We start from the raw sequence: 14,411 nt of genomic DNA, 5'->3' as shown, positions 1-14,411 counted from the left end.
TTAGACGGTTCCCCAACGTTCGGCATTTTAGGTTTGCCTAAACTCAAGTGTACAGCACAATGGTTTAGGTCTGGTGGTAGCGTTGCTCACACCTTAATACTGCATTATGTACTAATGATTAGGAGTAGGTTAAGTGCGTAGGTTTTTGGTTTTAGTTCTTTGCTGCTCATCGTTCTCACTTTCTGCAGAAAATAACGTCGAAGATTGCATGTTATTTGGCTATCTGTGCGAGCTTCAGGCGACGTTTGATTCGGCAGATAAAGAGTTGAATGATGTTTATAAACATATAATGAATCGTATCAATTCAGGAGATTTGTCTGATGGCACTCTTGTGGATTCAGCTGAACTTAAGCAAAGTTTGCTTAGCAGTCAACGAAGTTGGCTTAAGTTCAAAGAGTCCAATTGTGATGCATTTTATGTACTCAATAGTGGAGGTAGGCAGCGAAATGAATCTCGAATGGAGTGTGAAATAGAAATGACCAAGGAGCGTACTAAATATTTAAGAAGGTGGTACTAACTTGGTTTGAGTACGCACATAACAAACTGTTCAAGAGTGATTCGGCACGCGTGGTATTTTTACTATGCACTGGTTTTGGTGATTAAGGCGGTATGCGGAAGCTTCGAGATTGCGTTGCTTACACCTCAACAGGGCGTTAGGTTTCTGTTAGATGGAGGATTTTATGGATAAGCAAGACTTTGACGCGCTCTGCGATAGAGTTTTGTTCAAACCTCTGCTAGAGGACGGTCTTTTTCAGCGAAAGGGGCAATCAATATTTAAAATTGAAGATGATATTTTGGTTTCGCTGATAAGATTAGGTGGACGAAACAGCAGCCCCGGTTCGATAAGTCATGTCTTATGTATTAAATGCTTATGCATGCCTAACTTGAATGAAAAAGTGACTGCTACCTACGATTCAAATGTGTTTTCATATCCTTTTAAGTTAAAACCAATGGATTTATTGGAACCTGAAATTACAATCCAATACAAACCTTCAAATTTAAGATATGACCACGAATGTTACTCATATCATAATAAAACTTCAGAAGAGGTTGAGACGTATTTGCTTAATGTACTGGTTGCATTAGATGTAGTCCGGGGTTGGACGCATAACTTGTCGCATCAGATGTTCATTGAGCAGATAGAAACTTATGGTGAGCAGGCATGGATTGAAAATTTGTGGTTAGACAGCCTGAAATCTCAATGAACAAACTTAACAAAGTATTTAAGAGCGCTTCGTAACATTTGGCGACTTTAGTCTCAGTGGGGTTTTGTTATCACAGAACAATGGCTTAGATTGCGTGGTTAGCATTGCTCACTACTTAATTCGGTATTATGCATACGATCATTTTTAGGTAATCACGATTATGATAAAGTTCGCATTTTAAAATTGGATAACAAAATGAGCGATGAGCATTTTCAAGGTAAATATGAGGTAGAGCTTAAGTACCGCCTTGAGTCGAAGACTGATCTTTTGAATGTTTTGTCATCTATACCTCATGAAATAATGCTTGAGGACAACCTAGAGTCTGACTGTTATTTTGATACTCCTGATAAATTATTGTCCCGACAGAATAAGAGCGTCTGTATTCGTACTATGAAGCCATCAGGTATCAAACTTTGGATTGTTAAAGGCCCAGAGGTAGACCGATGTGAAGCGACGAATATCACCGATGCGGAAAGTGCAAGAAGTATGCTTGAAACGATGGGATACGAAATTACCTTAAAAGCGACCAAAACTCGAAGTATCTATTTTGTCGACAAGTTTCATATTACCGTTGACTCTTTAGATGACATTGGTGACTTTGCTGAGTTTGCTATCATGACAGATGATGAATCGATGTTAAGTGCTTATAAGTCAGACCTTGAAGCTTTAGCTAGTAAGTTTGGGTTAACAGAGTCAGCATTGCAGACAAAATCCTATAAACAGATGTTCATGGAAAAGTGCGAAGAAAAAAGCGTTTAAAAAGGATTTTCCACGCTTGGTGTTTCGGCTTACTTGATTCTAAGTATTTATGTCACAATAGATGAGGCAGGGTGGTCTGCGTTGCTTACCACTTAACAGGGCGTTATGTGTAAAATCTAGTTTGAATTTGTCAATAAGTTAAAGAGAGGTTGCATTAATGAATGATATTTTGTGCAAAGTTATATACTTTGACCAACATTTAGTCTTCAAGAAAAGTTTATACGAGAAAGTGTCTCATGACGAACTAAGTGTTGTTTTTAGAACTAATGAAAATGTACTTTGTCATCCGTACATTTATTTTCGTCCCATCAATGTGACTGATGTTTTCAAAGAGTATGAATTTTCAGAGCTAATATTTGAATGTTATGAAGGGCAGGCCAATGTTGTTTCGCAGTCAGTTGAAGAATACGACGACGAAGTTCATATAGTCACGCGTTATTTTATGCCGCACGATGACGAGTTAGGTAGCTTGCGAGGGAATAAATTTATATATCAAACAGATGATTACACTTTTGAATATCAGATCGAAAGTTCTCTAGTGCCTCTCGACAGAATATTTACTTCTCTTAACCCACTAGGTTTATCAATTGAAGGTACTCTTAAGTGTTGGGTAGTTGAAGAGCCTTTGGATAAATATCTTTCTTTATACAGATGAGCATGGTTTTACACATAACAAAGCATTTAATACGGATTCTCGACGCTTGGCATTTCGGTTTACTGGATTCTAAGTATTTATGTCACAATAGATGAGGCAGGGTGGTCTGCGTTGTTTACCACTTAACAGGGCGTTAGTAGCAAGGAGGCAAACGTGACAAAAAAGCACATACCCTACCCTACGCTACGTTAGTATTAGTGTTGTTCACTGTAGTTGTATCTTTGGTTGTAAATTTCCAAATATCAGGATCGCTATTCGGAAAGATTAAGATTACAGAACTCGAGCCTTTTGGTGCGTTTACATACAAGCACATTTTGGATTTAGAGCTATGGCGTTTGGTCGTCTCTCAGCTCATTCACGTGAAGCAGTTTCACATGATTTACAACGCTTTTTCATTGCTTGCTTTGGGCTATGTGCTTGAGCGAAAACTCGGTTCCAGTGTTTTCCTATTAATTTGGTTTATTGCGGGCTCGATAGGCACCTTTGCTAGTACATTCACGGTACCTGAACCATGGAATTTGGGGACTGGCGGTTCCCAAGCAATTTTAGGGCTAGCGGCTGCTGGGCTCATAATGTATCTAAAGCGACACATTGAAGGGAAGTTAGCGTTGACCGTTTTGATGCTTACTATTGTTCCTGCATTCGCTCTAGATTTAATTTTCAGTGAGTACCATCTTCCAAAGGTTGGTCATGTGGTTAGCTTTGGCTTAGGTGTTTTGCTTTTATATAGTTTTCAGCAACGTGGTAAAACCTGCTACTAACAAAGCGTTTAAAAGTCTACTCTACGCTTGGCATTTTCGGCTTACTTCATTTTAAGTATTTATGTCACAATGGTTTAGGTAGGGTGGCAGCGTGTCTTACACCTTAATGAGGTGCTAGGTAATAAAGAGGAAAATATGAAATATCTCAAACTTGTGTTCTGTTCAGTGTTAGCAATTACGTACTCAAACTTGGTTTGGGCCAATAACTGTGATGCAGTAGACGAGAAAGTATTAGATACAATGGCTAAGACTCTCGATGTTCGTTTGGGTGAAATTGCTATTGATAAGACATTCTATGAACAAAACTTTGAGACTGATGTTTTAGACCTGATAACCATAGTTGTAGATATGGAAGAAGCTATTGGAGTTGAGCTCAAAGACGAGGATGTAGTCGATCCGGTTGTTTATTTCGATAAAGAAGAGTTCGAGCCAAAAATTAAAGACACAGTAACGGTTCGAGAGTTTCAAGAGACAGTTTACAAGGCGTGTGTTAGCTCTTTGGGCTAGGCACTAGTTGTTGAAATTAAGACAAGTTGTTCAAGAGTGATTCTGCACGCGTGGCATTTTTACTATGCATTAGTTTTTCGAGGAAATATTGTGGAAATCTGGACGTTGTTGTTCTTTATACCTGCGTGTTTTGCGCTCAATATGACTCCTGGGCCAAACAATCTATTGTCCATGAACAATGCACGTTGTTACGGTTTTAAATCCGCTTTCATTGCTGGCCTTGGTCGTATTGCAGCATTCTCTGCAATGATCGCTTTGGCTGCTTCCGGTTTAGCCGTTGTTCTTTATGCTTCGGAGACTCTATTCCTAATGATTAAAGTTGTAGGCGCAGCATACTTGTTGTGGATTGCCTTTAATCTTTGGCGTTCGGAAGTAAGCCCTGTTTCTGAGCTAGAAAACGCTCGTGATCGATTAGGTTTGGCGAAACAAGAATTTTTGTTAGCGGCTGGTAACCCAAAGGCGATACTGATCTTTACCGCCTTTCTACCACAGTTCGTGGATGTTTCAGCGAGTGTAAATCAACAGTTCTTCGTTTTAGGGGGTACGTTCCTTATTTTAGAAATGGGTGCAATATCAATTTATGCATTATTTGGAATGTACTTAAGGCAGTGGTTTACGAAGCCGAAAATGGCAAAGCGCTTTAATAGAGGTTGTGCAACTTTTTTGGCTATGTCTGGAGTAAGCTTGTTACTGAGTCGCCAGCAATAAAACTAGCAAAAAATTCAAGACTTGTTCGGCACGCGTGGTATTTTTACTATGCGTTGATTTTATCTGTTAAGTTGATATGCGGTGGCTTTGGTGTTGCGTTGCTCACACCTTAACAGGGCGTTATGCATTTCTCCAATTTCGATATTCAAGGATGATATATGAGTGAATCAAAAGTAGTTCTAGTCACCGGAGGTGGTAGAGGGATCGGCGCGGCTACAGCAAAGTTATTTGCTTATAACGGCTATGCTGTTTGCATTAATTACAAGTCAAATTCGGCTGCGGCCGAAGCGCTAGCTAATGAAATTAGGCAAACTGGCGCGCAGTGTATTGTGGTTCAAGCGGATGTTTCAAATGAAGCGGATGTCTCAAGGTTGTTTGAGACAATCGATGATGAGCTAGGCTCCTTGTCGGTGCTTGTAAATAATGCGGGAATTCTTCGCAAACAATCTCGACTCGAAGATATGACCGCTGATCGAATCAACGGAATTCTGTCCAATAATGTGACGAGTTATTTTCTTTGCTGTCGAGAGGCAGTTAAGCGAATGTCTACTCGTCATGGAGGAAAGGGCGGAGTGATCGTGAATGTTTCATCAGGTGCATCTCGTTCTGGTTCACCAAATGAATATATTGATTACGCAGCATCAAAAGGTGCTATCGATACATTAACAAAAGGCCTATCTCTAGAAGTTGCCTCTGAGGGAATCAGGGTTAATTGTGTCCGTCCTGGACTCATTCATACGGAAATGCACGCTGATGGTGGTGAACCTGAAAGAGTTGAACGGTTGAAAAGCATCATCCCGCTTCAACGAGGAGGACGCCCTGAAGAAGTAGCAGAAGCAATCTATTGGCTTTCTTCAGAAAAGTCATCATTCTCTACGGGAAATTATTTAGATCTGTGTGGAGGCCTCTAGATGCATAACCAAGCGTTTAAATTAGATTCGCAACACTCGGCGTTAGCTTTCTAAGGAATCACCATTGATTTTGTCCCATTTTTATACGGAGAATCCATAGAAAGCCTCGACTCTAGTCGCTCATTTTCGGGTTTTCTTTAAGCGCTTTTCTACTTCTTTTTGCTCCCAGTCATCCCCTAAAAAATTAAATACCTCAAATGCATTGATAGCGTGTGAGACCATAAAAATGCCCCAGCCTAAGGCCGGGTAAATAGCCCACAGCTCCTCAGTACCGGTTACGAAATTAATCACAAATAATAGGGATATTACCGATAAGTATTTGGTTAAATGGTTATAGAATTCTTTTATCTTTTTAACTTGAGCCACTACTTTTTCTTGTTGATTCGGTGCGTGCATTGTTTGCTCCATTTTATTGTCCTTTCTTTTAACGTAAGTATTCAATACGTAGAATGATAAATGGTGGAGTGGATCTTGAGGCCTCTTTGCGACGAAACGCTGTAAAATGAGAGTGAAGAGTCAATAACGAGGATAGAGTGCACACGTTTAAAGAATACGAACAATAAAGTGACATTCTTGAGTCTCTCGCTTTCCCAAGCTAGTAAGTGAATAGAGCACTTAAAGGGAATCAAAATGCTTGGCGGTTTGGCGCCATAGTTTTAATTAAATGTTTATGTCACAATAGCTTAGCTTAGGGAGATGGCGTTTTTCGCCCTTAATGCTGCGTTATATTACTAGGGACGATAAGGAGATCAAATTGCTAGGTTTAATAAGGTTTTTTGTTGTTAGCAATCTGCTTTCAGCCTCTTTAGTCGTTGCAATAGAGAAGTCAACGGGGTTCTTTGGTCTTAACTTTTGGTCCGATTACGCCTTCTTTGTTTTGATAATTCTTTGGGGAATAGCAGCGTTGTTTTTCATGTATCCGCCAGAGCGTGGTTTTCAGGGGGATAAAGCTGAAAGGGTCGCAGGTTCAATGGTTGATAGCTCAGCAGCTAACGAAATTGATGATGAGCGCTTTTCCTCAAATACGATATTTTGTATCAAGCTTTTTGTTTCGGGGTTACCAGCGTTTCTGACGTGCGTAATCGCAAGCTTCACAACCTAGTAAAGTGTTTAATATGGGCTTCCCACTTTAGGTGGCTTTTAGTTCAGAAGTCTTCATCTGTGTTTTTGGCACAATGCCTTGAGTGTCGCGATAGCCTTGTTCACTCCTTAACTATGCGTTATGCCTCACAAACAAAAGGAACTTTCGATGTTTAAAATCGAGACTAAGCGTTTAATTATTAGGGATATGCGTCTGAGCGATGAAGATGCTTTTGTTACTATGTCTCAGGATGCTAAATATCAGCGTTTCTATGACGAAAGCGATTGTGACCCTAATAAATACCGAGAGTTAACAAGCTTGTTCATCGCTCAGGCTTCTGAGAAACCTAGAAAATCATACCAATTAGCTGTTGAGTGTAAGGTGTCTGGTGAGTTCATTGGGACTGTTTGTTTACGTTTAGAAGAGAATCAGCAGGCTTCGATGGGGTGTGCATTTTCCAGAGTTTCTCAAGGTAACAAGTTAAGCCACGAAGCCGCCTTGGCTTTGGCCAATTTTGGTTTTTCGGAACTGGGTGTTCACCGCATTTACGCAGAGACAATCAGCAAAAACTTGCCAGCTATTAAGCTTTGTAAATCTTTGGGTATGCGCCAAGAAGCTCACTTTAGAGAGCATCGTTTTTTTAAAGAACAGTGGTGGGATACAGTGGTTTTAGCAGTCCTCCGAACCGAGTGGGACAATGAACAACAAAGCGTTTAAGACAGAATCGCAACGCTTGCAGGTTTAGTTTGAATAGGCTTTAGATTTTTCCGAAAAATAGTTTAGCTTAGGTGGTCGTTATGGCTCGCGTACTTAACGCGGCGTTAAGTTTTAGGGGGTAATATGAGTCACGAGTTTGTCGTCATCCACGGCAATAAATGGAACAAAGCTGATATAGAAGAATCGGTTGAGTGGGCAAAAACTAAAATGTGGGTTAAGGAAAAGTGGACATCTGGCTCTGAACAATGGGACCACGATCATTGTCAGATATGTTGGTGGAAAATGTATGCTTGTCATGATAGTGAACATAATACAGGTTACCGTAATTACAAAAACGATAACTGGATATGCATAGAATGCTATGGGCAGTTTATAGGGGAAAAACATAACAAACTGTTCGAGAGCGATTCGTAACGCTCGTCGATTTTCGTTTTAAGTGGGTTTTGTGTTTATGGTACAATGACTTAGGTTGCATAGCTATTGTATTCACTGCCTAACTTAGCGGCGGTGTTACAAATGTTATTTAGTGTAAGTATGGTTATTCAGCAACAGTCTTAATCCATGGTCAAAATGGTGTGCAGACTGACAGTTGTAGGATATTTAAGCCGGGTCATACGAGCAATTTCGAGATGGAAACTGGAACATAATCAGGAGTAATAATGAACAAAGAACAGGCTAAAAAGCACATTGAAGAGAATCTCAATGATGGGGATTCGCTGATAGGTTTTTTTCAGGCAATGAGTCCACCAAATTATTGGCTAGTCTTCCTAATTGGTCCTTTTTTCATTTTAACCATGAAAGTCTATTTTTTAGCTGTTACTGAGAAAGGTATATCTTTTCACAAATTGAGCATGATGGGTAAATTCAAGGAGCATGATTTCTTTGAGTTTGATGACATTGAAAGTGTGAAAATTGGAAAAGGGTTAATACAAAGACCTATGAAGTTCACATTTAAAAACAACCGAAAGATTAAAATAAAAGCACAATTAAAGGGTGTGGAAAAAGTCGCAAAACTGTTGCCTGATGTTCAAAAGCATATCGAAAGCAATATACCTTTAGTCCAATGATTATATTTCTTATCGCAGTTGTAACTTATGTTGGCTTATTGATTTTAATAAAGCCTGCTCCGAGTAGTTTGAAGGCTGTTCCAATCACTTATAGTGAGAACTTTAAGTTTGTTTGGGCTTCTATCTGTTCAGGGGTTACAGTTCTTCTTGTATTCCTTCTGACAACCAACTTTGATTTCATTGCCGTAGATGAGAGCCTGTATCAAAAGTTGGCACTGAGTAATGATATTGATCACTTTCTAAAATGGCCGTTGCAGTCAGTCACGCACCTATTTATCCATGGCAATCTGATTCATCTCGCTGCAAATGTAGTTGGCATAGGTCTCGCATCTGCCTATGAACGCAGGGTTGGAGCTAAAAGATATTTTGCAGTTATTCTTGTGAGTAGCTTGGCATCCATACCATCTATATTATTCTATTCGGAAAGTGTGTTGGTCTGCGGGATTTCGGGTGGCGTTTTTGGTCTGGCAGCGGCTTATTTTACCGATGAAGCGGAATTAACCACCAAAGAGTGGTTTTTAGCGATTTCACTGTTCCTATTTTTGGCAATAGTGCTTGCCCTAGATTCAGAGTTTAAAGGTGGTTTTAATAACGCGTTAGATATGAAAATTGATCACATTGGTCATTTTTTGGGAGCATTGGGCGCAATTGTGTATTGCCGCTTAAAGCCACAGCGTTTAACAAGTGTAAGTACTGGAAGTATATAAACTTCGGCTTCACCTCCGCGTTAGTTTCCCTGTGTTGCCTGCGTTAGGTGTTTCCTTGTGAATCAGTAGTCTTACACTATCAGATTGATTTTAATAAAGAGTTTTATGGTTTGGTCATATTTTTAAATGGAACGTCCAGTTCTGGGAAAACAACATTGAGTCATGCGCTTCAGCAGGCGTTGGCTGATGTTTACCTACATGTCTCAGTTGATACTTACTTGTCTCAAATTTCGCAATCTGATCTAAGTAATGCGACACTGATGGAGGAGCGATTTCCAAATATCGTTAATGGTTTCCATGAATCAGCAGCGGCCATTGCACGTGCAGGGAATAATGTAATCGTAGACTACGTTCTTCAGCAGCCAGAATGGTTAGATGCTTGTGTAAAAGCGCTTGAAGGTTTGCCAGTGGTGTTCGTTGGTGTGCATTGTCCTCTTGAAGTGCTAGAAACGCGTGAAGTGTCTAGAGGTGACCGTAAATTAGGAGCCGCCCGTTTTCAGTTTAATCGCGTACATAGTCATGGTACTTATGACCTTGAATTAGACACATCAAGTTTGAGCGTTGAAGCCTGCGTTTCAACAATCATGACCTATATTGAATCCGGCTTGAAACCCTCGGCATTTGAAAGGCTTAGGTTTCAACGTGAAATTGGAAACTAACCCCTACAGCCGTTCAAGATACTCAGTCTAATTTGTTTCGAGCGCGTTTCACTGTTACAACGAAACGTACTTTTGGTTGCACCCAAAAACAAAAAGCCACTTACGAGAGTAAGTGGCTTTGTCAGTATTAGGTTGCTATCTAAGCTTAAACTTTAGCGTAGCTTGCTTTAGTAAATTCCATTTCGGTTTTAAGGCCTAAGATTAGGCTCCAGCACATGAGCAGTAGGATGAACATAAATGGCAGTGCCATTGATACTGTACCTGCTTGCAACGCTTGAATTGACTCCGTACCGCCAACCCAAAGTAGTACCGCTGCGATAGCACCGCCGATCACTGCCCAGAACACACGTTGAGGTACTGGTGCATCCACTTTACCGCCAGATGTAATACTGTCGATAACGAGCGAGCCAGAATCTGAAGAGGTGATAAAGAACACCATGATCAGTACGATAGAAACCACAGATAACACAGAGCTAATTGGTAGAGCATCGTAAGTGTGGAATAGCGAAAGGGTAATATCTTTCAAGCCATTTAGACCAATTTCACCCACTTTGTTGATCACTTGGTCAATCGCGATACCGCCGAAGACTGCCATCCAAATTACGATAACGGCTGTTGGGATAAATAGCACTGCAACCATAAACTCGCGGATTGTACGACCTTTAGAGATACGTGCGATGAACATACCGACGAATGGTGACCATGAAATCCACCAAGCCCAGTAGAATACTGTCCAGCCGTGCATCCATGTTTCATCTTCACGGCCGTGTGGATTACTGAGTGGAATGAAGTTTTCTATGTAGCCCATCAGCGCTGTTGGTACCGATTTCAATGCAACCATGCCGCCAGCAATCGCAACGAACACCAATAGGAAAAAAGCAACGATCATGTTGATGTTACTCAGTACTTTTACGCCGCCGTTAATGCCGCGAATTACTGAGATGGTCGCCAGTAGAGTCACTACCGCAATCACGCCAAGCTGCATACCAATGCCGCCTTCAGTACCAAACACATGGTTAATACCACTCGCGGCTTGTTGAGCACCTAAGCCTAGTGAGGTTGCAAGACCGAATAGGGTCGCCAGTACAGCCACGATATCAACAATATGGCCGAACCAACCCCATGTTCTGTCACCCAATAGCGGGTAAAAAATAGAACGAATAGAAAGAGGTAAACCTTTATTGAAAGAGAAGAATGCAAGAGCAAGCGCTACGACCGCGTAAATGGCCCAGCCATGAATGCCCCAGTTGTAGATAGTTGCGCCAAGTGCTAGTTTCACGGCTTCAGGAGAGTGGGCTTCAACGCCCAGTGGCGTTTCATACCAACCTGTAAAGTAAGCGACAGGTTCTGCAACGCCCCAGAACATAAGGCCGATACCCATGCCCGCGGCAAATAGCATCGACATCCATGATAGTGTGGTGTGTTCTGCTTTGGCATCATTGCCACCGATTCGGATTTTTCCGTAAGGGGAGACGATGAGGGCAAAACAGAAGATAACGAAGATGTTTGCTGCCCACATGAAAGTGACATCGAAGTTATTGATGATCTTCCATTTTACGCCGTCTAATGCGGCTTTTGCGGTTTCTGCGTCTGCGACTAGAAGGGCAACTAGAAATAGAATGATAGCGCCAGCGCTAATACCAAATACTGGGTTGTGAACATCAAAACCCCATTTCTGAATATTGTCTTGGCCAATTGTATAGTCAGTATTCTCGATACTATACCTATCCTTAGTATTACTCATTAATCCTCTCAATTGTTTAGAGCTCAAAATATATTTCGGGCGCAAGATTAACAGGATTGAGACAAAAACTAAAGCTATCTCACAAAATTGGCGGAATTGTCGCCTTTATCTGTTTAATAATTTAGACAGAGCTCTAATGAAAAAGCGTGTTAGAGAAATTCTAACACGCTTTAATTTGCAGTTGATCCAGAGAGTAAATCTTATACAGCTTATAGCCAGTGCTTGCTGATGGGATCTTTAGGGTTAAAGTGATAAGCGATCTGAGCTTGCAGAAGTTCTGCTGTCGCAACGGCATCAGTTAAGGCGTGATGAGGGGTGTATTGTGGGAGGCCATAACGAGTACGGCTAGAGCCTAATCGAACCGATTCAGGTTTTTTTCCGGTCAGCCTGTTTAGGAAGCCACCTGATTGCGCTTGCTGAATTTTGGTTTCAATATCCATCGTATCAAGCACAGGGAACTCAATGCCTTCTTTGATGCGATCACGCAAAGCGAGGTCAAAAAACTCTCGCTCGATTCGTTGATAATGAACCACCATGATTTTCCCTGCCATCTCTTTAAGCACCTCAGGGAAAACCGCGCTTAAATCAGGCGCGCCGAGTACATCACTGTGCGTGATACCGTGGATGACGACAGATTCTTCTTCCAGTTGTTTACGAGGTCGTACTGTCCAGTGTTTGGCTTGGCTCATATAGATTCGATTCAAATCAAACGGCACAGTGCCGATGGTAATGATGTCATCATCTACAGCGTTTAAACCTGTTGTTTCGAAATCAATCGCCAGAAACAACACCTCGTCGAGCGGGGTTTCGGTATCGGGCAATGGTTCTCCATAGTATTCCTTTAACTGCTGGTTTTGAGTGACTTGCAGCTTGCGCTCAAACTTGTTGGGCCAATCAATTATCGGAGCGCGCATCAGTTTTTTAATCATGCGTTTCTCACTTAAAATTATTGCTGGCTTGGTAGCGGAATTTAAGGAAGTTTTGCGCGTTACTCAATATTTGGAATGCGTCTTTAAGATTACGACGTTCAAAGTCAGAGAGGTTTTCCGGTTCTATGTTGTTATCCGGTTCAATCTGGTTTTCGACGTCATAAGCTTGGTGGCGAATCCGAACCATTGAAATAAACTCTAAGGCATCATGCAGGGCGCGGGCTTTACCTTTGGGTAAGATGCCTGCATCGTGAATGTCATCTAATCGCTCAAACGAGTTTTGAGAACGAGAACCTACCGCAAGCGCATGTACGCGGATCAAATCAGCCAGAGGTGCAGTACCGCGGCGTTTTAGGTTAATAGAGTTTTTGTGGCGGCCATCTTTCTCCATCACGAAATCTTTAAAGAACCCTAATGGAGGCGTTCGGTTCATGGCATTGCGAGCAAGACACGCCAAGAAACGGTTGTTCTTACGTGCGCGGCGGACAATAAATCCATTTAGCTGTTCTGCCCATTTTAATCGGCCATACACGCCATCAAGGTCAAAGAAGATCGAGGCATTCAGTAGTGCTTTAGGGTTTGGGTTATCAATCCAATCTGCAAAGCATTCTTCCCATTCTGTTCGGGTCATGCGCCATTCTGGATTTGTCGCCATGATGTCGCCGGTACAATAGGTATAGCCGCATTCATTTAGACCATCACAAACGCGTTTTGCCAATTCAGCAAAGTATTCGCCGTGTTCTTTTTCGTCGTAGCTGTTATCTAAAATAATGGCGTTGTCTTGGTCGGTGACGAGCAGTTGCTCATCACGTCCCATTGAGCCAAGGGCTAGGAAGCAATACGGAATTGGCGCTGGGCCTAATTCTTCTTCGGCGAGTTCAATAATGCGCTGCTTAAAGCTTCGACCTATTACCGACATCGCGCTGCCAACCATGTGTGAGTTAGCGTCTTCGTTAACCAAGCGAACGAAACTGTCTTTGAGCTGCTCGGATAGGGAAGTCAGCTCTTCGATACTTTGCTGGTGGAAAATACTGCTTACCAATAACAATGAGTTTTGCGATTCGTAACGAACAATATCGGTCGCTTCAATGATGCCGATTGGCTTTTTGTCTTTGAGCACAGGAAGATGGTGTGCGTTGTAGCGAAGCATGGTCAACATGGCTTCATAAACGTAGGCATTGTGATCAAGTGATATCACATCGGTCGACATGACGCTGGCAACGTCATCGGTAATGTCTAAGCCTTCGGCTAACACACGGGTACAAAGATCGCGGTCTGTGATGATGCCAACCAGTGCGTTTGAATCTTCGTCATCGCTGTCGACAGTGTCTGGATCCATGATAAGCAAAGAAGAGACATTTTCTTCTGCCATTTTGATAGCGGCATTTTGAATGGATTCAGTGGTGTATACGTAAGGCGCGTCCCGAGTGAGCAAGGTACGAACTTTTGAAGTAGTGAGGTCGTTTTCTTGCTTGGTGCTTGAAACTGTTTGGCGTAGTCGCGCGTTGCCTTCTAATTCAACAAAGTCAGCGAATGATTCGTGATTGTCATACAGTTCTTGGAATACGCCTTCTGGGATGCAGTAAATCAGGGTGTCTTTGATCGCTTTAGCGGGAAACTTCACCTTGTTGTTGGTCAGCAAACCCATTTGACCAAACAGCGCGCCTTCGTCGATACGGTTATAGAGTTCCCCTTTACGACGATATACCTCGACAACACCACTACGAACCATGTAGAGATCGTGGATGTGATCACCAAAGTGGATGATGGGTGTGTCTTCGCGGTAGTAGGAGATCTCGATGTGTCGGCTGACGTAGTTGAGGACATCATCTTCAAGTTCGTCAAAAGGGGGGTGCTGTGATAGGAAATTTTTAATTTCCAACAGTTCTGCTTCCATGAGCTATTCCGTGTAATACAACTTCTGCTTCAATGTTACATGATAACGGCTTGCTCTGCATGGCACAGGGTAAAATTAGCGCCACAAAAGTAAAATAAAAAAGG

17 protein-coding genes are annotated in these 14,411 nt (G+C 41.9%); 13 read left to right on the top strand and 4 right to left on the bottom strand.

Annotation, left to right across the window (positions count from 1 at the left end):
* The first annotated feature begins 208 nt into the window (after positions 1 to 208).
* The 8 genes from OH461_RS20115 (at position 209) to OH461_RS08460 (ending at position 5,506) form a co-directional block, all read left to right on the top strand.
* On the top strand, positions 209 to 517 hold the full coding sequence (locus tag OH461_RS20115) for a lysozyme inhibitor LprI family protein (RefSeq protein WP_443088451.1): 309 nt from the start codon (positions 209 to 211) through the stop codon (positions 515 to 517).
* A gap of 163 nt (positions 518 to 680) precedes the next feature.
* Entirely contained in the window at positions 681 to 1,205 is a 525-nt protein-coding gene (locus OH461_RS08495) for a hypothetical protein (protein ID WP_270020204.1), read from the top strand.
* A 195-nt stretch (positions 1,206 to 1,400) separates the two neighbouring features.
* Complete coding sequence (gene cyaB, locus OH461_RS08490) at positions 1,401 to 1,964, top strand: class IV adenylate cyclase (RefSeq protein ID WP_270020203.1); 564 nt, start codon at positions 1,401 to 1,403, stop codon at positions 1,962 to 1,964.
* Between the two features lie 157 nt (positions 1,965 to 2,121).
* Positions 2,122 to 2,619 carry a hypothetical protein gene (locus OH461_RS08485; RefSeq protein ID WP_270020202.1) on the top strand — a complete coding sequence of 166 codons (498 nt, stop codon included), beginning with the start codon at positions 2,122 to 2,124 and terminating at the stop codon, positions 2,617 to 2,619.
* Between the two features lie 197 nt (positions 2,620 to 2,816).
* Positions 2,817 to 3,380, top strand: coding sequence for a rhomboid family intramembrane serine protease (locus OH461_RS08480; RefSeq protein WP_270020201.1), 564 nt, complete (start codon positions 2,817 to 2,819; stop codon positions 3,378 to 3,380).
* 135 nt (positions 3,381 to 3,515) lie between these two features.
* Positions 3,516 to 3,887: an acyl carrier protein gene (locus OH461_RS08475; protein WP_270020200.1), complete on the top strand. Its 372-nt coding sequence runs from the start codon at positions 3,516 to 3,518 to the stop codon at positions 3,885 to 3,887.
* Between the two features lie 90 nt (positions 3,888 to 3,977).
* A complete protein-coding gene (locus OH461_RS08470; protein WP_270020199.1) occupies positions 3,978 to 4,595 on the top strand; it encodes a LysE family translocator in 618 nt (205 codons plus the stop codon).
* 158 nt (positions 4,596 to 4,753) lie between these two features.
* Positions 4,754 to 5,506: an SDR family oxidoreductase gene (locus OH461_RS08460; RefSeq protein ID WP_270020198.1), complete on the top strand. Its 753-nt coding sequence runs from the start codon at positions 4,754 to 4,756 to the stop codon at positions 5,504 to 5,506.
* Positions 5,507 to 5,626: 120 nt separating this feature from the next.
* Here the strand turns inward: OH461_RS08460 and OH461_RS08455 are convergent, their stop codons facing one another.
* A complete protein-coding gene (locus OH461_RS08455) occupies positions 5,627 to 5,914 on the bottom strand; it encodes a 2TM domain-containing protein (RefSeq protein ID WP_270020197.1) in 288 nt (95 codons plus the stop codon).
* Between the two features lie 346 nt (positions 5,915 to 6,260).
* Here OH461_RS08455 and OH461_RS08450 point away from each other — a divergent pair, with 346 nt between their 5' ends.
* From OH461_RS08450 to OH461_RS08430, 5 genes are all read left to right on the top strand, one after another.
* Positions 6,261 to 6,608, top strand: coding sequence for a hypothetical protein (locus tag OH461_RS08450; RefSeq protein ID WP_270020196.1), 348 nt, complete (start codon positions 6,261 to 6,263; stop codon positions 6,606 to 6,608).
* A 147-nt stretch (positions 6,609 to 6,755) separates the two neighbouring features.
* Positions 6,756 to 7,304, top strand: coding sequence for a GNAT family N-acetyltransferase (locus tag OH461_RS08445; RefSeq protein ID WP_270020195.1), 549 nt, complete (start codon positions 6,756 to 6,758; stop codon positions 7,302 to 7,304).
* 659 nt (positions 7,305 to 7,963) lie between these two features.
* Positions 7,964 to 8,371, top strand: a complete 408-nt coding sequence (locus OH461_RS08440; protein WP_270020194.1) for a PH domain-containing protein — start codon at positions 7,964 to 7,966, stop codon at positions 8,369 to 8,371.
* Entirely contained in the window at positions 8,368 to 9,078 is a 711-nt protein-coding gene (locus tag OH461_RS08435; protein ID WP_270020193.1) for a rhomboid family intramembrane serine protease, read from the top strand. Before OH461_RS08440 ends, OH461_RS08435 begins: the two co-directional genes overlap by 4 nt.
* Before the next feature lie 47 nt (positions 9,079 to 9,125).
* A complete protein-coding gene (locus tag OH461_RS08430) occupies positions 9,126 to 9,737 on the top strand; it encodes a chloramphenicol phosphotransferase CPT family protein (RefSeq protein ID WP_270020192.1) in 612 nt (203 codons plus the stop codon).
* Positions 9,738 to 9,882: 145 nt separating this feature from the next.
* Here OH461_RS08430 and OH461_RS08425 read toward each other — a convergent pair whose 3' ends face one another.
* The 3 genes from OH461_RS08425 to OH461_RS08415 form a co-directional block, all read right to left on the bottom strand.
* Complete coding sequence (locus OH461_RS08425) at positions 9,883 to 11,481, bottom strand: BCCT family transporter (RefSeq protein ID WP_270020191.1); 1,599 nt, start codon at positions 11,479 to 11,481, stop codon at positions 9,883 to 9,885.
* Positions 11,482 to 11,690: 209 nt separating this feature from the next.
* A complete protein-coding gene (locus OH461_RS08420; protein WP_270020190.1) occupies positions 11,691 to 12,410 on the bottom strand; it encodes a 3'-5' exonuclease in 720 nt (239 codons plus the stop codon).
* Between the two features lie 7 nt (positions 12,411 to 12,417).
* Positions 12,418 to 14,307 carry a DUF294 nucleotidyltransferase-like domain-containing protein gene (locus tag OH461_RS08415; protein WP_270020189.1) on the bottom strand — a complete coding sequence of 630 codons (1,890 nt, stop codon included), beginning with the start codon at positions 14,305 to 14,307 and terminating at the stop codon, positions 12,418 to 12,420.
* Positions 14,308 to 14,411 lie beyond the last annotated feature (104 nt).

The sequence above is a fragment of the Vibrio sp. LaRot3 genome, from assembly GCF_027587025.1.
GTDB lineage: Bacteria > Pseudomonadota > Gammaproteobacteria > Enterobacterales > Vibrionaceae > Vibrio.
Note: the sequence above shows the minus strand (reverse complement) of the source record. Positions and strands in the feature narration are given on the sequence as shown.